This window comes from Streptosporangium sp. G11 (assembly GCF_051192615.1).
Taxonomy (GTDB): Bacteria; Actinomycetota; Actinomycetes; order Streptosporangiales; family Streptosporangiaceae; genus Streptosporangium.
In genome coordinates this window covers 70162-90530 of sequence record NZ_JBPJUQ010000044.1, presented here as the reverse complement: position 1 = coordinate 90530, position 20369 = coordinate 70162, and the positions used below count along the sequence as shown (strand labels likewise).

The following is a 20369-nucleotide window of genomic DNA, read 5'->3' as shown; positions in this document are numbered from 1 at the left end:
CAGGCCAAGAAGGACGCCCTGGAGAAGGTCGGCGTGCGCGTCGGCAAGACCCCGAGCGAGACCGCCCGCCTGATGCGGTCCGCGCTGGCCGCGCCGGGCGCCCTGGACGGGCCGCCCGTAAAGGTCTCCCTGGGAGCGGGGGAGGCGCCGTGAAGTTCGACGTCAACCTCTCCATCCTCTTCACCGAGCTGCCGCTGCTCGAGCGTCCCGCGGCGGCGGCCAAGGCGGGCTTCGACGCGGTCGAGCTCTGGTGGCCCTTCGCCGTTCCCTGCCCGGCCGACCGCGAGATCGACGCCCTGCGGCGGGCGATCGAGGAGGCCGGGGTGCGCCTGGTCGGCCTCAACTTCGACGCCGGGGACATGGCGGCGGGGGAGCGTGGCCTGCTGTCGCGGCCCGACGGCTCGGCCAGGTTCCGGGCCAACGTCGACGTCGCGGCGGGCCTGGCCGGAGCGCTCGGCTGCCGGGTGCTCAACGCCCTCTACGGCAACCGGGTGGACGGGCTCTCCCCGAGCGACCAGCGCGACCTGGCGCTGTCCAACCTGTCCCTGGCGGCGAAGGCGGCGGCGGGGGTCGGCGCCACGGTCGTGGTCGAGGCGCTCAACTCCTACGAGAGCCCCGACTACCCGATCACCTCCTCCGCCGCGGCCTTCGAGGTGATCGACCAGGTGGGCGCGGGCAACGTGGCCTTCCTCGCCGACCTTTACCACCTGCACCGCATGGGCGAGGACGTGCTCGCCCTCATCGACGCGAGCGTCCACAGGTTCGGCCACGTCCAGATCGCCGACGACCCCGGCCGGGGGCAGCCCGGCTCCGGCTCCATGCCGTACGACCAGATCTTCGAGCGCCTGGAGACCTCGGGATACCGAGGTCACGTCGGGCTCGAATACCGCCCCACCGGCCCCAGCGCCGAGAGCTTCGGCTGGAGGAACGCTTGACCTCCGCCACAGGCCCCGCGGGGCACACCACCGGACCGCGCGCGGTGACCGGCCGCGCTTCCCGCCCCCGGGCCGAAGCCCAGGGTCTCCACCTTGGAGGTATCGATGAACGCTGAGCGAGGGAGGAGCGGTGAGCCGCTCATGAACATCGGATTCATCGGCCTGGGGATCATGGGCAGCCCGATGGCGGCCAACCTGGTCAGGGCCGGGCACACCGTCGTCGGCTACGACATGAGCGCCGAGCGGATGGACGCCCTCGCCGTGGCCGGTGGCAAGTCCGCGGGCAGCGTGGCGGAGGCCGTCGCGCAGGCGGAGGTCGTGATCACCATGTTGCCCGACTCCCCCCAGGTCGAGGAGGTGGCCTTCGGCGAAGACGGGCTGCTCCAGCGGGGGAGGGAGGGGCTGATCCACATCGACATGAGCACCGTGCGGCCCGAGACCTCCCGCAGGGTCGCGCAGGCCGCGGCCGTCAAGGGCATCAGGGCGCTGGACGCGCCGGTGAGCGGCGGGGAGCGCGGCGCGGTCGACGGCACCCTCTCGATCATGGTCGGCGGGGACGCCGCCGACTTCGCGGCCGTACGCCCGCTGCTGGCGGTCGTCGGCACGACGATCGTGCACGTGGGCCCCGCCGGGGCGGGGCAGACCGTGAAGGCCGCCAACCAGCTCGTCGTCGGGGGCATCTACGGCCTGGTCGCCGAGGCGATCGTGCTGCTCGAAGCCTCGGGGGTCGATCCCGGCAGCGGGCTCGACGTCCTGGCCGGAGGACTGGCGGGTTCCCGCATCCTCGACCTCAAGCGGCACTCCATGATCAGGCGCGAGTTCGCGCCGGGGTTCCGGATCGACCTGCACCACAAGGACATGGGCATCGCCATCGCCGCGGCGCGGGAGGCGGGCGTCTCACTCCCGCTCACCGGGCTGGTCGCCCAGCTCGTCGCCGCGGCCCGTGCCCAGGGGCACGGCTCCCTTGACCACTCCGCCCTGCTCAAGGTGATCGAAAGGATCAACCAGTGAAGCGGATCCCCTGCATGGAGGCCGTGGTGGCCGTCCTGGAATCCGAAGGCGTCGACACCGTCTTCGGCATCCCGGGCGCGGCGATCCTCCCGCTCTACGCGGCGCTCCAGCACAGCGACATACGCAACATCACCGTCCGCCACGAGGAGGGAGGCACACACGCCGCCGACGGCTGGGCCCGGGTCACGGGCAACGTCGGGGTCTGCATCGGCACCTCGGGCCCGGCGGGCACCAACATGATCACCGGCCTCTACACCGCCCTCGCCGACTCCATTCCCATGATCTGCATCACCGGGCAGGCCGCGCGCGACAAGCTCCACCAGGAGGCGTTCCAGGCGGTCGACATCGTGGAGATCGCCAAGCCCGTCACCAAGTGGGCGGTCCAGCTCAAGGAGCCGGCCCAGGCCCCGTGGGTGTTCAGGGAGGCGTTCAGGATCGCGAGGTCCGGGCGGCCCGGCCCCGTGCTGATCGACCTGCCGATCGACGTGCAGCGCGGCACCTGCCTGTACGACAGGGAGATCGACACCGCGCTCCCCGTGGAGCTCCCGCAGCCCAGGCCCCCGGCGGTCCGGGCCGCGATCGACATGCTCATGGGTGCCCAGCGGCCCCTGATCCTGGCCGGCGGAGGGGTCGTCATCGCCGACGCCGCCGCCGAGCTGCGCGCGCTCGCCGAGTACCTGCAGGTTCCCGTCCAGGTGACGCTGATGGGCAAGGGCGCCTTCCCCGAGGACCACCCCCTGTTCGCCGGCATGGCGGGCATCCAGACCCAGACGCGCTGGGGCAACGCGGCACTGCTGGAGAGCGACCTGGTGCTGGCGGTGGGCGCCAGGTTCGGCGACCGTCACACCGGCGACCTCGACACCTACCGCCGCGGGCGCAAGTTCATCCACGTCGACATCGAGCCCACCCAGATCGGCAAGGTCTTCGAGCCCGACCTGGGCGTGATCGGCCACGCCCGGCCCACGCTGGCGGCCATGGCCGGGGAGGCGAGCAGCCGCACCACGGCCCGCCGTCCCGGACGGTGGCCCGCGCGGGTCGCCGAGCTGCGCAGCACGCTGCTTCGACGCGACGACTTCGACGACGTGCCGATCAAGCCGCCGAGGGTCTTCCGGGAGCTGAACGACTTCTACGGGCCCGACACGACGTTCGTCACCGCGATCGGCCTCTACCAGATCTGGTCGGGGCAGTTCCAGAAGACCTACCTCCCGCGCCGCTACCTCGTCTGCGGGCAGGCCGGGCCGCTGGGCTGGGAGGTGCCCGCCGCCATGGGCGTCAAGTGCGCCTACCCGGAGCGGCAGGTGGTGGCCGTGGCGGGCGACTACTCCTTCCAGTTCCTGATGGAGGAGATCGCCGTCGCCGCCCAGTACCGCATCCCGTTCGTCATCGTGATGATCAACAACGAGTATCTCGGGCTGATCCGCCAGGCCGAGATCCCCTACGACATGAACTACGCCGTCGACCTCCACTACGGCGAGGGCGGCGTCGACCACGTGAAGCTCATGGAGGCGTTCGGCTGCCCGGCCCGGCGCGTCGAGCTGCCCGGCGAGATCGGCGACGCGCTGTCCTGGGCGAGCGCCGAGTCGGAGCGCCTGCAGCTCCCGGTGCTGGTCGAGGTCATGGTCGAGAGAGAGGCCAACGCGGCCATGGGCCCCTCGCTCGACGCGATCAAGGAGTTCGAGCCGCTGCCCGAGCAGGAGCTCGCCCTGGCCATCGACTGGTCCGACTGAGGAGACAGCCCATGTCACCCATGCTCAAACCGGGATCGGCCTGGTCCGACGCCTACGACCGGTGCGTGTCGGCGGCCCCCCAGGCCTTCCACGACGACCGGGTGCTCAACCACTGGGGCGGCTTCTGGCAGCGCGACGGCCACCCGGAGCCCGCCGCCTCGCCGGTGGACGGCACCGCCATCGCCGGCCCGCCCCGCCTTGACAGGGCCACCGCCCAGCGCGCGGTACGGGCCGGCCTCGACGAGCACCGCCTCTGGCGCCACGTGCCGCTCGCCGAGCGCAAGGCCCGCGTCACGGCGGCACTGGAGGCGATGACCGCCCACCGTGACCTGCTGACCCTGCTGCTGGTCTGGGAGATCGGCAAGCCGTGGAAGCTCGCCGCGGCCGACGTCGACCGGTGCATCGAGGGGGTGCACTGGTACGTCGGCGAGATCGACCGGATGATCGGCGGCCGTGTCCCCCTGGGCGGCCCGGTCAGCAACATCGCCAGCTGGAACTACCCGATGAGCGTGCTGATGCACGCCATGCTCGTACAGGCCCTCGCGGGCAACGCGGTCATCGCCAAGGCGCCCACCGACGGCGGGCTGGCCTGTCTCACCCTCGCGACCGCGCTCGCCGCCCAGGAGGGGCTGCCGTTCACCCTCGTCAGCGGGGGAGGCGCCGAGCTCTCCCCGGCGCTGGTACGCGGCAAGGAGCTGGGCTGCGTCTCCTTCGTCGGCGGGCGCGACGCGGGCGGGCAGGTGGCCACCTCGCTCGCCGACCTCGGCCACCGGCACGTCCTGGAACAGGAGGGGCTCAACTGCTGGGGGGTGTGGGAGTACGGCAACTGGGAGCTGCTGACCGGGCAGATCCGCAAGAGCTTCGACTACGCCAAGCAGCGCTGCACGGCCTACCCGCGCTTCGTGGTGCAGCGCTCGCTGTTCCACGAGTTCCTGGCCGCCTACCTGCCGGCGGTCCGGTCGGTGCGCTTCGGCCACCCGCTGGCCGTGGAGGGCCCCGACGACCCGCCGCCCGACCTCGACTTCGGCCCGCTGATCACCAACGCCAAGGTCAAGGAGCTCACCGACCAGGTGGACGAGGCGGTGGCCAAGGGCGGGGTCCCCCTGTACCGGGGCTCCCTCGACGACGGGCTGTTCCTCCCCGGCCAGGACACCTCGGCCTACCTGGCGCCCGTCGCCGTCCTCGCCCCACCCCGCTCGTCCCCGCTCTTCCACGCCGAGCCCTTCGGGCCGGTCGACACGATCGTGCTGGTCGACACCGAGGCCGAGCTGCTGGCCGCGATGAACGCCAGCAACGGGGCGCTGGTCGCCACGATCTCCTGCGACGACGAGGAGACCGTCAGGCGGCTGGCCCCGGAGGTGCGGGCCTTCAAGGTGGGGGTCAACGCGCCACGCTCGCGCGGCGACAGGGAGGAGCTGTTCGGCGGTCTCGGCGCCTCCTGGCGGGGTGCCTTCGTCGGCGGAGAGCTGCTCGTCCGGGCCGTCACCCAGGGCTCCGACACCGAGCGTCTGCCGGGAAACTTCCCCGGCTACACCCTCCTGCCCACGTCCCGCTGAAGGCCGGGGGAGGTCTCAGAAGGCGCCGAAGCGGTCGGCGGCGAGCAGGATCAGGAAGGTGAGCAGCGCGACGCGCAGGAGACGCCCCCCGGCACCCAGAGACGGCCACGACATATAGGCGAGCCACCCGACGAACCCGATCACCGGAAGCACGGCGACGCCGCCCCAGAAGGACGGCACCGCGAAGGCGGCGAGAAGGAGGACCACCAGCACCACCGGGGCGATCCATCGGGGGAGCTGGAACAGGAAGACGAGCGGGGCCGCACTGCGCCGCTCGACCTTGCGCCGCAGCCCGGTCGCCCCCGGCGTGAAGAACTGCTCACCCGGGGGCAGCGGGCGCTTGCCCTGCCTGGGGCGGGGCTGTGCCAGCGGGTGTGCGGGACGTTCCTCACGCTTGTCGGCCACGGGTCGAGCCTAACGCCACCGCGCCGGCCGCGACATGCCCGGGCGCCACCGCGCCCGCCGAGATATGCCCGGAGTCCGGGACCGTACGCGGCGCCGGGGCGCCTTGGACGGCCGGGGGAGGCGTGAACGAGCGCGCGCCGCTCGGACGTGTCCCAGGGGCGGCCGTCCGTGGTGCCGGGACATCGCGAACGGTCGTCGAGAGGACGTGGACGGACGCACGCGGTCCTGTGGGGTGTCGCGTATCGCGCGGTCCTATGGGGTGTCGCGGTAGCGCTTCGCCGCCGCGAGGTCGGCGCGCAGCTCCTCGGCGGTCCGGCGGCTCACGTAACCGGGGGTGTCGCGCTGGATGCGCCATCCCTCGCTCAACGGCCCCGCGTCGACGGTGTCGAAGCCGAACTGGTCGTAGAGCCTGGTCGCGAACTCCTTCGCCTCGGCGTCGTCACCGGCGATGACGAGCGCCCGGCGGTCCGGGGTTCCGGCCGGAAGGGCGTCGTCGGCGATGGCCGACGCCATGATGTGGTTGAAGGCCTTGACGACCTTGGACGTTGGCAGGTGCGCCTGCAGCAGCTCCGCCGTCGTGGTGGACTCGTCCTCCAGCTCGGGGATCACCCCGTCTCGCTGCGGATAGTAGTTGTTCGTGTCCAAGACGATCTTGCCGGCGAGCGGTTCGACCGGCACCTGCCGGTAGTTGCGCAGCGGGATCGTCACGACGGCCACGTCCGCCGCCTGTGCCGCCTCGACGGCCGTCGCCGCCCTGGCACGCGGGCCGAGCTCCGCGACGAGCTCCGCCAGCGTCTCCGGCCCTCGCGAGTTGCTGATCACCACGTCGTAGCCGTTCGCCACCGCCTGCCTGGCGACCTGGCTTCCGATATGACCTGCGCCAATGATCCCAAGTGTTGTCATGCTCACCGGGAACCCGCGAGCTCCCGGGGATATTCCTTGCGGGGGCGGACGCGGCTAAGGGGACGAACGCGGGTAAGCAGTCAGGTGCGGGCACAGACTCGGGTGAAGGTGCGGACCCGTGGACGTTCGCCCGCCGCCCGGAAACGGGTGGCGCGGTGACTCCGGATGGCGCCCGGTGGCCCGGACACGGGGCCGGGGCATGGCGTCGCCGGAGCAGGGGACCGCCTCTGGCATGCTGGGCGGATGCTTGCTCTCATCCGCTACTCGGTGCCACCGGCCCAGACCGAGGAGTTCACGCTCCGTGCCCACGAGATCGTCGACACCCTGGCAGGGCAGCCGGGATACGTGCGCGGCCGGGTGTCGAGGTCGGTGGACGAGCCGGAGCTGTGGGCGCTGGTCAGCGAGTGGGAGGGCGCGGGGTTCTACCGCAGGGCGCTGGGCGCGGCGCGGATGGCGATGTATCCGCTGATGACACTCATGATCAACGAACCGAGCGCGTTCGAGGACGTCGAGCGCCCCTGACATTCCGGCTCGCGTCCCGGGAAGCTTTGCCGCGGCGAGGCGGGCGCGATGGTTTATCCGCACGTCCCGTGGGTCCGTCTCCCCTAAGCTGGAGACTCAATCAATTCCTCGCCGACCTCCAGCCGGATGGAGATTTTCCCTTATGGCACGCCGTACGGACATCATGGACACCATCGTCAGCCTCGCCAAGCGGCGCGGTCTTGTGTACCCCTCCAGCGAGATCTACGGCGGCCTGCGCGCGTCGTGGGACTACGGTCCGCTGGGCGTGGAGCTCAAGAACAACGTGAAGCGGCAGTGGTGGAAGACCGTGGTGCAGGGGCGTGACGACGTGGTCGGCCTCGACTCCTCGGTGATCCTGGCCCGCGAGGTGTGGCAGGCCAGCGGTCACGTGGAGACCTTCACGGACCCGTTGACCGAGTGCCAGTCGTGCCACAAGCGCTACCGGGCCGACCACCTCGAAGAGGCCTACCAGGAAAAGCACGGCAAGCCCGCGGCGGGCGGCCTGGCCGACATCACCTGCCCCAACTGCGGCACCAAGGGCGCCTTCACCTCGCCGAAGCAGTTCAGCGGCCTGCTGAAGACCTACCTCGGCGCGGTCGAGGACGAGTCGGGCCTCGCCTACCTGCGTCCCGAGACCGCCCAGGGCATCTTCATCAATTATCTCAACGTGCAGCAGTCGGCGCGCAGGAAGATCCCGTTCGGCATCGGCCAGATCGGCAAGTCGTTCCGCAACGAGATCACCCCGGGTAACTTCATCTTCCGCACCCGCGAGTTCGAGCAGATGGAGATGGAGTTCTTCGTCAAGCCGGGCAGCGACGAGGAGTGGCACCAGTACTGGATCGACGAGCGCTTCCGCTGGTACACCGACCTGGGCATCAACAAGGACAACCTGCGCATCTACGAGCACCCGAAGGACAAGCTCTCCCACTATTCCAAGCGGACCGTCGACATCGAGTACCGCTTCAACTTCACCGGCACCGAGTGGGGCGAGCTTGAGGGCGTCGCCAACCGCACCGACTTCGATCTGACCGCGCACGGCAAGGCCTCCGGCACCGACCTGAGCTTCTTCGAGCAGGACACCGGCGAGCGTTACGTCCCGTACGTGATCGAGCCGGCCGCCGGTGTCGACCGCGCCACGCTCACCTTCCTGATCGACGCCTACACCGAGGACGAGGCGCCCAACGCCAAGGGCGTCATGGAGAAGCGCACGGTCATGCGCCTCGACCACCGGCTCGCGCCGGTCAAGGTCGCGGTGCTCCCGCTGTCGCGCAACGCCGACCTGTCGCCCAAGGCCAAGGACCTGGCGGCCCAGCTCCGCCGCCGGTGGAACGTCGAGTTCGACGACGCGGGCGCGATCGGCCGCCGCTACCGCCGCCAGGACGAGATCGGCACGCCGTTCTGCATCACCGTCGACTTCGACACCCTCGACGACCAGGCGGTGACCATCCGCGAGCGCGACTCGATGGCCCAGGAGCGCGTGGCCCTCGACCAGGTCGACGCCTACCTCCGTCAGTACCTCAACGACTGAGGTCCGTCCCGCCCGACCGCCACGGCCGGCGCCCCCCGCACCCGGGGGTCGCCGGCCGTCGCTCTTTCCCGCCCGGCTCCGGCCCGGTGGTTTCCCCCGAAGGCGGCCGAGGCGAAAGGCGAGATAAAAAGCAGGCTTACAGCGGTTTTCGGGGGCCTTTGATGACATCAGGGTGATCGTTCGTTCAACGAAGGGGAGAACGATGGCGCGCGTATCACCTTGGAAGGCCGTTCCCGGGGTCGTGGCCCTCGGCGGGGTCGTCTTCCTGCTCACGGGAAGTGCCGCTCACGCCGACCCGCGACCCGCCCACGACGCGATCGAGCTGCGGCTGCTCGTCGACGACTGCCCCGTCTCGGCCCCCGTGACCGCTCCATGACCGAGTACGCCGAGTACGTGAGGGAGATCCCGTCCGGAACGGACGGCGAGACGGAGAGGGCGGAGAAGACGGAGAGGGCGCCGGAGACGGAGAGGGCGCCGGAGAGCAGCGCCGTGCTCGGGCGGGCGCTGTTCGAGGTCAAGCGGGTGATCGTCGGCCAGGACCGCATGGTCGAGCGCCTGCTCGTCGCGGTCCTCGCCCGGGGGCACTGCCTCCTGGAGGGGGTTCCCGGCATCGCCAAGACGCTGGCGGCCGAGACGCTCGCGGGCGTCGTGGGGGGCTCGTTCGCCCGTATCCAGTTCACTCCCGACCTGGTGCCCGCCGACATCGTCGGCACCCGTATCTACCGGCCGTCCACGGAGAGCTTCGACATCGAGCTGGGTCCCGTGATGGCCAACTTCGTGCTCGCCGACGAGATCAACAGGGCTCCGGCCAAGGTCCAGTCGGCACTGCTGGAGGTGATGGCCGAGCGCCAGGTGAGCATCGGCGGGCGTACCCACCCGGTGCCCGCTCCGTTCCTGGTCCTGGCGACCCAGAATCCGATCGAGTCCGAGGGCGTCTACCACCTGCCGGAAGCCCAGCGGGACCGCTTCCTGATGAAGATCGACGTGGGGTACCCGAGCGAGTCGGAGGAGCTCGCGATCCTCTACCGGATGAGCACCGGCAGGCCGGTCTCCCGGCGGGTGCTCGACGCGCGGCGGCTGTCGGCACTCCAGACCGCCGTGGACGACGTCTTCGTCCACCACGCCGTCGCCGAGTACGCGGTCCGGCTGGTGTACGCGACCCGGGAGCCCGCCCGGTTCGGGCTGGCGGACGTCGCACCGCTGCTGGCCTTCGGCGCGAGCCCCCGGGCGACGCTCGGCCTGGTCGCCGCGGCCCGTGCGCTGGCACTGCTGCGCGGGCGTGACTACGTCCTGCCCGAGGACGTCGCGGACCTGGCCGGCGACGTGATCGCGCACCGGCTGGTGCCGTCGTTCGACGCGCTGGCCGACGACGTCTCCCCCCGGCGGATCGTGGACCGGGTCGTCGCGGCGATCCCGATGCCCAGGATCGCCCCCGGGCAGGGAGAGGCGGCCTGATGCGGCATCTGCTGTCCGAGCGGGTGCTCCGGAGGCTGGAGCTGACGGTCCTCAGGCGTCTCGACGGGCTGCTCCAGGGCGACCACCCGGGGCTGACCCCCGGGCCCGGTGGCGAGCTCGCCGAGGCGAGGCCGTACGCGGCGGGTGACGACGTGCGCCGGATGGACTGGAACCTCACCGCCCGCACGGCGGAGCCGCACGTGCGTGACATGATCGCCGACCGGGAGCTGGAGACCTGGGTGCTGCTCGACGCCAGCGCCAGCATGGACTTCGGTACCGCGCTGATGGAGAAGAGGGAACTCGCGCTCGCCGCCGTCGCGGCGGTCGGTTTCCTCACCGAGCGGACGGGCAACCGCGTCGGGGCGCACATCCTGCACGGCGGTGAGGTCCGGCGCTTCCCCGCCAGGAGCGGGCGCCCGCATCTCATGGCGCTGCTCGGCGCGGTGTTCTCGCTGCCGCGCACCGGGCCGGGCATCGCGGCCCCGCGCGTCGGCCCGGCAGCCGACGACCTCCGCCGCGTCGTGCGCCGCCGCGGGCTCGTGGTCGTCGTCTCGGACTTCCTCGATCCCCCGGAGACATGGGAGAGGCCGTTGCGCCATCTCGCGCTCCGCCACCAGCTCCTCGCGGTGGAGGTCGTCGACCCCAGGGAGCTGACCCTGCCCGACGTGGGCGTGCTCACCCTCGTCGACCCGGAGACCGGCCGCCGCAGGGAGGTCTCCACGGCCGGCGGACGCCTGCGCGAGCGCTACGCCGAGGCCGCCGCGGGTCAGCGGGCGGCCATCGCGCTCGCCCTGCGCCGCTCGGGGGCCGCGCACCTGCGTCTCGGCACCGATCGCGACTGGGTCCGCGACCTGGTTCGTCACGTCATGCTTCAGCGCCGCCTGGCGCGGGCCCGCGGCGCGACAGGTGCCAGAGGCGCGAGAGGTGGTGTGGCATGACGTTCCTGTCCCCCGTCTGGCTGTGGCTGCTGGTGCCCGCCCTGCTGATCGCGGTTCTCTACGTGGTCATGTACCTGCGGCGCAGCCGGTACGCCCTGCGGTTCACCAACCTGGACCTGCTGGAGCGGCTGGCACCCAAGAGGCCGGGGTGGCGCAGGCACGTGCCCGCCACGGCGTTCATGGGGATGCTGGTGCTCCTCGTCGTCGGGTTCGCGCGGCCGACGGCCGAGGTGCGGGTCCCGAGGGAGCAGGCGACGATCATCGTGGCGTTCGACGTCTCGGCGTCGATGCGGGCCACGGACGTGGCGCCCAACCGGTTCGCGGCGGCGCAGCAGGCCGCGCGGCGGTTCGTCGGGGACCTGCCCTCCCGGTTCAACCTCGGCCTGGTCACGTTCTCGTCCTCGGCCTCGGTGAGCGTGCCGCCCACCGCCGACAGGGCGGCGGTGCTGTCCGCGATCGACCGGCTCACCACGGACTCCGGTACGGCCATCGGCGAGGCGGTGTTCTCGTCCCTGGACGCGATAGACGCCCTGGAGGGCAGCGAGGGCGGAGACCGGCCGCCCGCCCACATCGTGCTGATGTCCGACGGGTCGAGCACCATGGGGCGGACGCCGGAACTGGCGGCACGGGAGGCGGCCTCCCGGCGCGTGCCGGTCTCGACCATCGCGTACGGCACACCCGACGGCACGATCCAGATGGGCGGCCGGGAGACCTCGGTGCCGGTGGACGGCCCGGCGCTGCGCGAGCTGGCGGGGAGTACCGGCGGGGGTTTCTACGAGGCGGCCTCCGGTGACGAGCTGCGGGCGGTCTACGACGACATCGGCAGCTCGGTGGGCTACCGGACCGAGCGGCAGGAGATCTGGCCGTGGTTCGTCGGGGTGGCCCTGCTGGGTGCGGTCGTGGCGGCCGGAACCTCCCTGTTCTGGTTCTCGAGGATCCTGTGAGGAGTCGGCCATGGTGACATCACACGATCGGCCCCCGGGTCTCGGGCGGCCCCGGGGGCCGGGTTTCGCGCCGGGGGACCCGCCCCCGCTCTTCGCGCCGCCGGAGGCGACCGGTGTGCCGGCCGGCCCGGCGGCCACCGCGCGGAGGGCGGGGGCGGGGCGCGTCCTGGTCGCCGCGGCGCTCGTCGCCATGGTCACCGGTGGCGTGGCGGGCGTCGCGGGGGCCCGGCTGGCGGGAGGGGGACAGGCGGCCTCCGCGGCGTTGCCCCGATCCACCGCGGGCCCGGCCGGCCCGTCCGGCCCGGCGGGTGTCACGGGCGGCCTCAGCGGCACGGCGGCCAAGGTCCTGCCGAGCGTCGTGTCGGTCGAGTCTGGCCGGGGCTCGGGATCGGGCTTCGTGATCGACGGTGCCGGGCACCTGCTCACCAACGCGCACGTCCTGACCGGCGGCGCGAGCGTCGCCGTCGTGCTCGGCGACGGGCGGCGCCTGCCCGCCACCGTCGTGGGCACCGACGAGGCGTACGACCTCGCGGTGCTCAGGGTGGACGACGCCCGCGGGCTGGTCCCCGCGGAGCTGGGGAGGTCCGCGGACCTCGCGGTGGGGGACCAGGTGCTGGCCATCGGTTCCCCGCTGGGCCTGGCGGGTACGGTCACCGGTGGCATCGTCAGCGCCCTCGACCGTCAGGTGAGGCTGGGCGGGCGCGGGCAGACCGCGTTGCAGACCGACGCCTCCATCAATCCCGGCAACTCCGGAGGCCCGCTGGTCAACGCCAGGGGCGAGGTGATCGGGGTCAACACCGCGATCGCGACGCTCTCGCGGCGGGGGATCGGATCGATCGGCATCGGTTTCGCCATTCCCATCGATCGGGCGGCGCCCGTCGCCGAACGGATCATCCGGGAGTGAAGGGAAACGGACGAAAGGGAATGCAGGTGAAGGGAAACGGACGGAAGGGAATGCGGGTGAACAGAAGCGCGGCATGGCGGTGGCGTCCGCGTTTCCGGCCGCGCACGACCTAGGTTCGTACCATGCGACTGCTCGTTGTCGAAGATGAGGAAGATCTGGTCGACGCCCTGCGCGTGGGGCTCGTCCGGGCCGGGTACGCGGTCGACGTCGCCCATGACGTGGCCCAGGCGCGCGAGAAGCTCCAGGTCAACTCCTATGACCTGGTCCTTCTCGACCTCAACCTGCCCGGAGGGGACGGCTTCGAGGTGTGCCGGGCACTGCGCGGGACCGACCAGGACCAGACCGTGCGGATCATCATGGTGACCGCCCGGGACCGGCTGGACGACCGGGTCAGGGGACTGGACGAGGGCGCCGACGACTACCTGGTCAAACCGTTCGCCTTCCCCGAACTCCTGGCCCGCGTCCGCGCGCTGCTGCGCAGGGAGCCGGGCGGCGGCACGGCGATCCTGCAGGTGGGGTCGCTGCGGCTGGACACCTCCCGGGTGGAGGCGCATTCGAGCGGGCGCGAGCTGGGACTGACGCCGAAGGAGTTCGGTGTCCTGCACTACCTGATGACCCGCCCAGGGCACGTCGTCTCCGCCGAGGAGCTGCTGGAGCACGTCTGGGACGAGCACACCGACCCGTTCACCAACACCGTACGGGTGACGGTGGGAAACCTGCGGCGCAAGCTCGGCGCCGAAGCCGTGATCGAGACGGTGGTCAGCAAGGGCTACCGGCTCCGGGAGGACACGTGAGGCTCTCTTTCGCGCACGCGATCCGCTTCCGGCTTCGGGAGGACACGTGAGGTTCTCCTTCGTGCACACGATCCGCTTCCGGCTGACCGTCCTCTACTCCAGCCTGCTGTTCCTGCTCTCCGCCCTGGTCGTCGGCCTGCTGTACGTCGCCGTGGCCAGGAGCGCGGAGGAGCGGCCCTACACCGTCCAGCAGGCCAAGCTCTACAGCGTCGACACCGAGCGCTACGTCGGCAAGGCCCCCGTCGTGGAACTCGCCGAGGTCGAGAACGCGGTCAACCTGCTCACCCTGCGGACCCTGCGCGACTACTCGCTCCTCACCCTGGGCGGCCTCTTCCTGGCGAGCTTCGGCATCGGCTGGGTGCTCTCGGGCCGGGTGCTGCGTCCCGTGCGCTCGATCACCAGGGCCGCCGCCGAGATCCAGGGCACCGACCTGTCGCGGCGGATCCTGCTCACCGGCCCGAAGGACGAGCTCCGCGACCTCGCCGACACCGTCGACACCATGCTCGGCCGCCTTGAGGGCGCCTTCCTGGCGCAGCGGCGGCTGATCGACGACGCCTCCCACGAGCTGCGCAGCCCGCTGGCCATCATCAGGGCCAACGTGGACGCCGTCCTCACCTCGCCCGACAGCACCGAGGAGGAGCGGAGGCGCGCGGTGGCCATCGTGGACCGGGCCACCACCCGCATGACCCGCCTGGTCGAGGATCTGCTGGCGACCGCGCGCCGCTCCGCGCCCGCGCTGGCCGACGCCGAGGTGGACGTGGGGACGCTGGCCGCCGAGGCGGCGGAGGAGTTCACCGCGCTCGCGGCCGGGCGCGGGCTGTCGATCCGCAGGGAGCTGCCCGCCGGGCTGCGCGGGGTGGGAGACCACGACGCCCTGCGCCGGGCCGTGGGCAACCTGCTCTCCAACGCGGTACGGCTCGCGCCCGGCGGGAGCGAGGTCGTCGTGGCGGCCGGCCGTACCGGGGCGTGGATCTGGGTGGCGGTGCGCGACGCCGGGCCGGGGGTGCCCGAGGACGACCACGCGCGGGTGTTCGACCGGTTCTGGCGCGGCCAGACCAGTCGCCGCGACCGGCACAGCGGGCTGGGCCTGGCGATCGTCCGCCAGATCGTGGAGTCGCACGGCGGGCACGTGCGCCTGTTCTCCCGGCTGGGCGAGGGAAGCGTGTTCGTGCTGTGGCTGCCGTCCGGGGAGGGCCCCGCGGAAGGGGAGGCTCCCGGTCTGAATCCCCTCGCCGAAGCGGACCCGGTGGGCCGCTGAACCGGTCGTGAACGGGTTTGAATGCGGGGGAAAATTGGTTTATACCAATTGGTGTAAACCAATTTTCACGGTGATCGATATCCTTGCGCATTTGGGCTTGATTTGAATTGGATTAGACCGGTTTACATGCTCTGAGCTGCGATAATACTGTGTCGCCTGATGGGCGCCGTTTCGTTGCCTTGTTCGTCGGTAGAGTCCGGAGAGAGGCGGAACCAGACGTCGTTTTGAAGTCGCAGAAGGAGCAACCGTGCCGAAGTACGTTTACGACTTCACCGAGGGCAACAAAGATCTCAGGGATCTGCTCGGCGGTAAGGGAGCGAACCTCGCCGAGATGACCAATCTCGGACTGCCGGTGCCCCCCGGCTTCACCATCACCACCGAGGCGTGCCGGAGCTTCCTCGCGGACGGGATCCTTCCCGAGGGGATGCAGGAGGAGGTCTCCGAGCACCTGGCCGCCCTGGAGGCCACGATGGGCCGCCGGCTGGGTCAGGCCGACGACCCGCTCCTGGTGAGCGTGCGTTCCGGGGCCGCGTTCTCCATGCCCGGCATGATGGAGACCGTCCTCAACATCGGGCTCAACGACGACTCGGTCCACGGCCTGGCCAAGCAGGCGGGCGGCAACGAGCGCTTCGCCTGGGACTCCTACCGGCGCCTCATCCAGATGTTCGGCAAGACCGTCCAGGACATCGACGGCGAGCTCTTCGACAACGCCCTGGAGGAGCTCAAGGACGGCCGCGACGACCTGGAGCTGGAGGCGGCCGACTTCAGACGCCTGGTCGCGACGTACAAGGAGATCGTCCACGCCAAGACCGGCGAGGAGTTCCCCGCCGACCCCCACCTGCAGATGCGCATGGCGGTGGAGGCCGTGTTCGCGTCGTGGAACGCCCCGCGCGCGGTCCTGTACCGCCGCCAGGAGCGCATCCCGGCCGACCTGGGCACGGCGGTCAGCGTCTGCTCGATGGTCTTCGGCAACTGCGGCATGGACTCCGGCACCGGGGTGGCCTTCACCCGCGACCCCGGCAGCGGCCAGCAGGGCGTGTACGGCGACTACCTGCAGAACGCCCAGGGTGAGGACGTGGTCGCGGGCATCCGCAACACCATGCGGCTGCAGGAGCTGGAGGGCATCGACAAGCCCGTCTACGACGAGCTCATGCGGACCATGAAGACGCTGGAGGACCACTACCGCGACCTGTGCGACATCGAGTTCACGGTCGAGCGCGGCAAGCTCTGGATGCTCCAGACCCGCGTGGGCAAGCGGACCCCGGGCGCCGCGTTCCGCATCGCCGTGCAACTCGTCGACCAGGGCGTGATCGACCTCGACGAGGCCGTGACCCGGGTGACCGGCGACCAGCTCGCCCAGCTCATGTTCCCCCGCTTCGCCGAGGACTCCGGCAGCGAGGTGATCGCCAAGGGGATGAACGCCTCGCCGGGCGCGGCCGTCGGCAAGGCCGTCTTCTCCACGGCCCGGGCCGTCGAGCTCGCCGAGAGCGGAGAGGCCGTCATCCTGGTCCGCCGCGAGACCAACCCCGACGACCTGGCCGGGATGATCGCCGCCCAGGGCGTGCTGACGAGCCGAGGGGGCAAGACCTCGCACGCCGCCGTGGTCGCCAGGGGCATGGGCAAGACCTGCGTGTGCGGCGCCGAGGAGCTGGAGGTCTCCGCCAAGGACCGCGCGTTCACCACCTCCACCGGCCTGGTGGTCTCCGAGGGAGACGTCATCTCCATCGACGGCACCAGCGGGGCCGTCTACCTCGGCGAGGTGCCCGTGGTCCCCTCCCCGGTCGTGGAGTACTTCGAGGGCTCGGGCGACCGGGACGACGAGCTCGTCCGCGCCGTGCACCGGATCATGTCCCACGCCGACGGGGTACGCCGGATGGCCGTGCGCGCCAACGCCGACACCGGCGAGGACTCCGCCAGGGCGCGCAGGTTCGGCGCCCAGGGCATCGGGCTCTGCCGCACCGAGCACATGTTCCTCGGCGACCGCCGCACCCTGGTCGAGGACCTGGTGCTGGCCACCTCCACCGAGGAGCGCCGGCGGGCGCTGGCCGCGCTGGAGCCGCTGCAGGAAGCGGACTTCACGAAGATCTTCCAGGCGATGGAGGGCATGCCCGTCACGATCCGCCTGATCGACCCGCCGCTGCACGAGTTCCTGCCCGACTACACCGAGCTGTCGGTGAAGGTCGCCCTCGCCGGTGACGCGGCGGAGGAGAAGGACCGCAGGCTCCTGATCGCGCTCAAGCGGCTCCAGGAGGAGAACCCGATGCTGGGCCTGCGCGGCGTGCGGCTTGGCCTGGTCATCCCCGGCGTGTTCGCCATGCAGGTCCGGGCGATCGCGGCGGCGGCCAAGGCCGTGCCCGGCAGCCGCCCGGAGATCATGATCCCGCTCGTGGCCGCCGTCCAGGAGCTGGAGCACGTCAAGGACGAGGCGCGGCGCATCCTTGAGGAGGCTGGCGTCGACGCGCTGATCGGCACGATGATCGAGGTGCCCCGCGCGGCGCTGACCGCCGGGCAGATCGCCGAGGCCGCCCAGTTCTTCTCCTTCGGCACCAACGACCTGACCCAGATGACCTGGGGCTTCTCCCGGGACGACGTCGAGGCGGCCTTCTTCTCCAAGTACCTGGAGCTGGGCGTCTTCGGCGTCTCCCCGTTCGAGACCCTGGACCGCGACGGCGTCGGCAGGCTCGTCGAGATCGCCGTCGAGCAGGGCCGCGCGACCCGTCCCGACCTGAAGCTGGGCATCTGCGGCGAGCACGGCGGCGACCCGGACTCGATCCACTTCTGCCACCAGGCCGGTCTCGACTACGTGTCCTGCTCGCCGTTCCGCATCCCGGTCGCCCGTTTGGAGGCCGCCCGCGCCACCCTGGTGTGCGGCGGCTCCGACACCCGCTGACCCTCGCGGCCGGCACCCTGACTTCGCGGGCGCGTCACCTCCGGCACCGCCGGGGGCACGCCCCGCGGAGCCGGTTCCCGCGGCCCGCCCCACCCTCACCGGGGCGGCCGCGGACCCGGTACGCGCCGTGCCCCCGGCGGGCCGCGCGGACAGGTGGATCGCGCGGATGGGCGGGCCGCGCGGACAGGTAGATCGCGCGGACAGGTGGGGCGGGCGGTTCGGGCAGGCGGGAAACGGCGGCCGCGACCCCGGTAGCCAGGTGTTTTCTCGCCGTTCGGCATGACAGGGTCCTTTCGCGGATAAAATCAGTGCACTTATGCATGGCTATGACGAGCACGATCAGGTCAGGTGGGTGCCGGAACCCCCCGGCAACCCCGGCAGAAGCCCGTTCGAGCGCGATCGGGCGCGGGTGCTGCACAGCGCCGGGCTCCGGCGGCTCGCCGCCAAGACCCAGGTCGTCGGTCCGGGAGAGACCTTCGGCAGCGGCCAGCACATCCCCCGCACCCGGCTGACCCACTCCCTGGAGTGCGCGCAGATCGGTCGTGAGATGGGCGAGACCCTCGGCCGCAACCCCGACCTGGTGGAGACCGCCTGCCTGGCCCACGACCTCGGCCACCCGCCGTTCGGCCACAACGGGGAGACGGCGCTCAACGAGGTCGCCGCCGGGTGCGGCGGCTTCGAGGGCAACGCGCAGAGCCTGCGCCTGCTGACCCGGCTGGAGGCCAAGGTCGTCACCGAGGACGGCCGCAGCGCCGGGCTCAACCTCACCCGCGCCTCCCTGGACGCCGCGGTCAAATACCCGTGGACCCGCGAGAGAAGCGCCAAGTACTGCGTCTACGACGACGACATGCCGGTCTTCGAGTGGATCAGGGAGGGCGCGCCGGAGGGGCAGGTCAGCTTCGAGGCCCAGATCATGGACTGGGCCGACGACGTCGCCTACTCCGTCCACGACCTGGAGGACGCCCTCCACTCCGGCGGCGTGGTGCTGGAGGCGATGCGCGATCCCGCGGAGCGCCGCGAGGTCTGCGAGACCACCCGCGAGTGGTACGCCCCCGACGCCGAGCCCGGCGAGCTGGAGGACCTCTTCGGGCGCCTGATCACCCAGCCGCTCTGGCCCCGCCACTTCGACAGCTCACTCGCGGACCTCGCCGCGATCAAGGGGCTGACCAGCTCGCTCATCGGCCACTTCTGCAAGTCCGCCGAGGTCGCCACCCGCGAGGCGTACGGACCCGCGGCCGGGCGCTACAGCGCCGACCTGATCGTGCCCAGGGCCACCCGGCTGGAGTGCGCGCTGCTCAAGGGGGTCACGGCCCACTACGTGATGACCAGCGACGCGCACAACGCCAACCAGGCCAGGCAGCGCGAGCTGATCCACGACCTGGCCCACCACATCATGCTCGGCGCCCCCGGCACCCTGGAGCCCGCGTTCAGGCCGGCCTTCACCAGGGCCGCCGGTAACGCCGGACGGCTCCGCGTGGTCGTCGACCAGATCGCCTCGCTCACCGACACCTCCGCGGTCGCCTGGCACCGCGCCCTGGCGGGCCGCTGACCGGGCCGTGTCACGTTCCCGGTGTCAGCCCGGTGTCAGGCCCGCGTCAGCCGGTGCCGCCCACCGGGATCTGCACCGGCTCCTGCGTCTTCTGCGGCTCCGGCTTCCTGGTGGGTTTCCTCGTCGGCTGCGGTTTCGACGCGCACAGGGTGACGCACCGGGGAGCCGCACCCGTCCGGTTCATCACGGCCCGCATCTCGTCCCCGGGGGAGAGCGTGGGATTGCCCTTCAGCCAGGCGTCCAGGTAGTTCCAGGGCTTGACCATGCCCCGGCGCACCCACCACATCGAGGGGGAGGTCTTCCAGGAGATCGCGAAGTAGAGGTTGCTGGCGGTCGAGCGGGCGTTGCCCGAGTTGCCGACCTGGCCCAGGACCTGACCGGCGCTGACGCGTATCCCCGGCTTGATCCCCAGGGCGATCTTGTCCAGGTGGCCGCCGAGGTAGCGGACGCCGTCGTCGCCGATGACCGTGACGAACCGGCCCTCACGGTCGGCGCCGCGGTCGGTGGAGGGCTTCCACCGGTTCTTGACGTTGACCTCGTCGACCACGCCGTCCACCGGCGAGACGAACGAGCAGCCCTTGCCCGCCCAGATCGTGGTCTTGGGCAGCACCAGAAGCCTGCTCTCGTAGGTGACCGAGCAGCCCTTCACCGGGAAAACGTAGGTGTGCTTGGAGACCTTCGGCGGCGGCACCTGCACCGGAGGGTCGGCCTTGGGGCGGTCGACCGCCGTCCGGGGGGCGGGGGTCGGGGTCGCCTCGGGCATGGTCGCGGTGACCGACGAGGCCGGAGACCCGGCCGCGGACTCCGCGCCGGGAGTTGGAACCGTCGTGCCGATGCCTGCCACCCCGCCCGGCGACGCGCAGCCCCCGGTAACGAGCACCGCGCCGGCCACGGCGGCCAACCGTGCCATATGCCCCGATCGCATGATCTCCACCCGCGTACATTATCGAGAATCCGCCTTTACCTTTGTAACCGACGTCCTGGTTGGTCACGACCACTTCGGGAAAGTCATCGTTCCTCCTGTCCCTCCCGTCCCGGCGGTAGCGCTCC

18 protein-coding genes are annotated in these 20369 nt (G+C 71.4%); 15 read left to right on the top strand and 3 right to left on the bottom strand.

Annotation, left to right across the window (positions count from 1 at the left end):
* Nucleotides 1-149 precede the first annotated feature (149 nt).
* The 4 genes from ACSDR0_RS32185 to ACSDR0_RS32170 all read left to right on the top strand — a co-directional run bounded on the left by ACSDR0_RS32185 (nucleotide 150) and on the right by ACSDR0_RS32170 (nucleotide 5229).
* Nucleotides 150-935 (top strand): hydroxypyruvate isomerase family protein, encoded by a 786-nt coding sequence (locus ACSDR0_RS32185; RefSeq protein ID WP_435292674.1) that lies wholly within the window; start codon nucleotides 150-152, stop codon nucleotides 933-935.
* A 141-nt stretch (nucleotides 936-1076) separates the two neighbouring features.
* A complete protein-coding gene (locus ACSDR0_RS32180) occupies nucleotides 1077-1946 on the top strand; it encodes a 2-hydroxy-3-oxopropionate reductase (protein ID WP_435292673.1) in 870 nt (289 codons plus the stop codon).
* 14 nt (nucleotides 1947-1960) lie between these two features.
* Nucleotides 1961-3673: a glyoxylate carboligase gene (gene gcl / locus ACSDR0_RS32175; protein ID WP_435292676.1), complete on the top strand. Its 1713-nt coding sequence runs from the start codon at nucleotides 1961-1963 to the stop codon at nucleotides 3671-3673.
* Between the two features lie 11 nt (nucleotides 3674-3684).
* On the top strand, nucleotides 3685-5229 hold the full coding sequence (locus tag ACSDR0_RS32170; protein WP_435292672.1) for an aldehyde dehydrogenase family protein: 1545 nt from the start codon (nucleotides 3685-3687) through the stop codon (nucleotides 5227-5229).
* A 15-nt stretch (nucleotides 5230-5244) separates the two neighbouring features.
* Here the strand turns inward: ACSDR0_RS32170 and ACSDR0_RS32165 are convergent, their stop codons facing one another.
* Nucleotides 5245-5634: a DUF6703 family protein gene (locus ACSDR0_RS32165; RefSeq protein WP_435292671.1), complete on the bottom strand. Its 390-nt coding sequence runs from the start codon at nucleotides 5632-5634 to the stop codon at nucleotides 5245-5247.
* Nucleotides 5635-5886: 252 nt separating this feature from the next.
* Nucleotides 5887-6543 carry an NADPH-dependent F420 reductase gene (locus ACSDR0_RS32160; RefSeq protein ID WP_435292670.1) on the bottom strand — a complete coding sequence of 219 codons (657 nt, stop codon included), beginning with the start codon at nucleotides 6541-6543 and terminating at the stop codon, nucleotides 5887-5889.
* 237 nt (nucleotides 6544-6780) lie between these two features.
* Here ACSDR0_RS32160 and ACSDR0_RS32155 point away from each other — a divergent pair, with 237 nt between their 5' ends.
* From ACSDR0_RS32155 to ACSDR0_RS32105, 11 genes are all read left to right on the top strand, one after another.
* Complete coding sequence (locus ACSDR0_RS32155) at nucleotides 6781-7059, top strand: antibiotic biosynthesis monooxygenase family protein (protein ID WP_435292669.1); 279 nt, start codon at nucleotides 6781-6783, stop codon at nucleotides 7057-7059.
* A 142-nt stretch (nucleotides 7060-7201) separates the two neighbouring features.
* Nucleotides 7202-8587, top strand: a complete 1386-nt coding sequence (locus ACSDR0_RS32150; protein ID WP_435292668.1) for a glycine--tRNA ligase — start codon at nucleotides 7202-7204, stop codon at nucleotides 8585-8587.
* Between the two features lie 202 nt (nucleotides 8588-8789).
* Entirely contained in the window at nucleotides 8790-8963 is a 174-nt protein-coding gene (locus ACSDR0_RS32145; protein ID WP_435292667.1) for a hypothetical protein, read from the top strand.
* Entirely contained in the window at nucleotides 8960-10042 is a 1083-nt protein-coding gene (locus tag ACSDR0_RS32140; RefSeq protein ID WP_435292666.1) for an AAA family ATPase, read from the top strand. Before ACSDR0_RS32145 ends, ACSDR0_RS32140 begins: the two co-directional genes overlap by 4 nt.
* Nucleotides 10042-10980, top strand: coding sequence for a DUF58 domain-containing protein (locus ACSDR0_RS32135; RefSeq protein WP_435292665.1), 939 nt, complete (start codon nucleotides 10042-10044; stop codon nucleotides 10978-10980). Before ACSDR0_RS32140 ends, ACSDR0_RS32135 begins: the two co-directional genes overlap by 1 nt.
* The gene (locus ACSDR0_RS32130; RefSeq protein ID WP_435292664.1) at nucleotides 10977-11924 is read left to right on the top strand and encodes a VWA domain-containing protein; all 948 of its coding nucleotides are present in this window, start codon (nucleotides 10977-10979) and stop codon (nucleotides 11922-11924) included. The genes ACSDR0_RS32135 and ACSDR0_RS32130 overlap by 4 nt, the downstream gene beginning before the upstream one ends.
* 10 nt (nucleotides 11925-11934) lie before the next feature.
* Nucleotides 11935-12828 carry a S1C family serine protease gene (locus ACSDR0_RS32125; protein WP_435292663.1) on the top strand — a complete coding sequence of 298 codons (894 nt, stop codon included), beginning with the start codon at nucleotides 11935-11937 and terminating at the stop codon, nucleotides 12826-12828.
* 122 nt (nucleotides 12829-12950) lie between these two features.
* Entirely contained in the window at nucleotides 12951-13622 is a 672-nt protein-coding gene (locus tag ACSDR0_RS32120; protein WP_435292662.1) for a response regulator transcription factor, read from the top strand.
* A gap of 46 nt (nucleotides 13623-13668) precedes the next feature.
* Nucleotides 13669-14880: a sensor histidine kinase gene (locus ACSDR0_RS32115; RefSeq protein ID WP_435292661.1), complete on the top strand. Its 1212-nt coding sequence runs from the start codon at nucleotides 13669-13671 to the stop codon at nucleotides 14878-14880.
* A 247-nt stretch (nucleotides 14881-15127) separates the two neighbouring features.
* On the top strand, nucleotides 15128-17770 hold the full coding sequence (gene ppdK / locus ACSDR0_RS32110) for a pyruvate, phosphate dikinase (protein ID WP_435292660.1): 2643 nt from the start codon (nucleotides 15128-15130) through the stop codon (nucleotides 17768-17770).
* A gap of 316 nt (nucleotides 17771-18086) precedes the next feature.
* Nucleotides 18087-19319 (top strand): deoxyguanosinetriphosphate triphosphohydrolase, encoded by a 1233-nt coding sequence (locus ACSDR0_RS32105; RefSeq protein ID WP_435292659.1) that lies wholly within the window; start codon nucleotides 18087-18089, stop codon nucleotides 19317-19319.
* Nucleotides 19320-19365: 46 nt separating this feature from the next.
* On the opposite strand, the gene ACSDR0_RS32100 is transcribed toward ACSDR0_RS32105, so the two are convergent.
* Nucleotides 19366-20229, bottom strand: a complete 864-nt coding sequence (locus tag ACSDR0_RS32100) for a peptidoglycan DD-metalloendopeptidase family protein (RefSeq protein ID WP_435292658.1) — start codon at nucleotides 20227-20229, stop codon at nucleotides 19366-19368.
* Nucleotides 20230-20369 lie beyond the last annotated feature (140 nt).

Excerpts from the sequence above, each read along its gene's own strand:
- ACSDR0_RS32130 (WP_435292664.1), top strand. The coding sequence starts at position 10,977 with ATGACGTTCCTGTCCCCCGTCTGGCTGTGGCTGCTGGTGCCCGCCCTG.
- ACSDR0_RS32105 (WP_435292659.1), top strand. The coding sequence starts at position 18,087 with ATGCATGGCTATGACGAGCACGATCAGGTCAGGTGGGTGCCGGAACCC.
- gcl (WP_435292676.1), top strand. The coding sequence starts at position 1,961 with ATGGAGGCCGTGGTGGCCGTCCTGGAATCCGAAGGCGTCGACACCGTC.
- ACSDR0_RS32100 (WP_435292658.1), bottom strand. The coding sequence starts at position 20,229 with ATGGCACGGTTGGCCGCCGTGGCCGGCGCGGTGCTCGTTACCGGGGGC.
- ACSDR0_RS32120 (WP_435292662.1), top strand. The coding sequence starts at position 12,951 with ATGCGACTGCTCGTTGTCGAAGATGAGGAAGATCTGGTCGACGCCCTG.
- ACSDR0_RS32135 (WP_435292665.1), top strand. The coding sequence starts at position 10,042 with ATGCGGCATCTGCTGTCCGAGCGGGTGCTCCGGAGGCTGGAGCTGACG.
- ACSDR0_RS32155 (WP_435292669.1), top strand. The coding sequence starts at position 6,781 with ATGCTTGCTCTCATCCGCTACTCGGTGCCACCGGCCCAGACCGAGGAG.
- ACSDR0_RS32150 (WP_435292668.1), top strand. The coding sequence starts at position 7,202 with ATGGCACGCCGTACGGACATCATGGACACCATCGTCAGCCTCGCCAAG.
- ACSDR0_RS32145 (WP_435292667.1), top strand. The coding sequence starts at position 8,790 with ATGGCGCGCGTATCACCTTGGAAGGCCGTTCCCGGGGTCGTGGCCCTC.
- ACSDR0_RS32180 (WP_435292673.1), top strand. The coding sequence starts at position 1,077 with ATGAACATCGGATTCATCGGCCTGGGGATCATGGGCAGCCCGATGGCG.
- ACSDR0_RS32170 (WP_435292672.1), top strand. The coding sequence starts at position 3,685 with ATGTCACCCATGCTCAAACCGGGATCGGCCTGGTCCGACGCCTACGAC.
- ACSDR0_RS32125 (WP_435292663.1), top strand. The coding sequence starts at position 11,935 with ATGGTGACATCACACGATCGGCCCCCGGGTCTCGGGCGGCCCCGGGGG.
- ACSDR0_RS32140 (WP_435292666.1), top strand. The coding sequence starts at position 8,960 with ATGACCGAGTACGCCGAGTACGTGAGGGAGATCCCGTCCGGAACGGAC.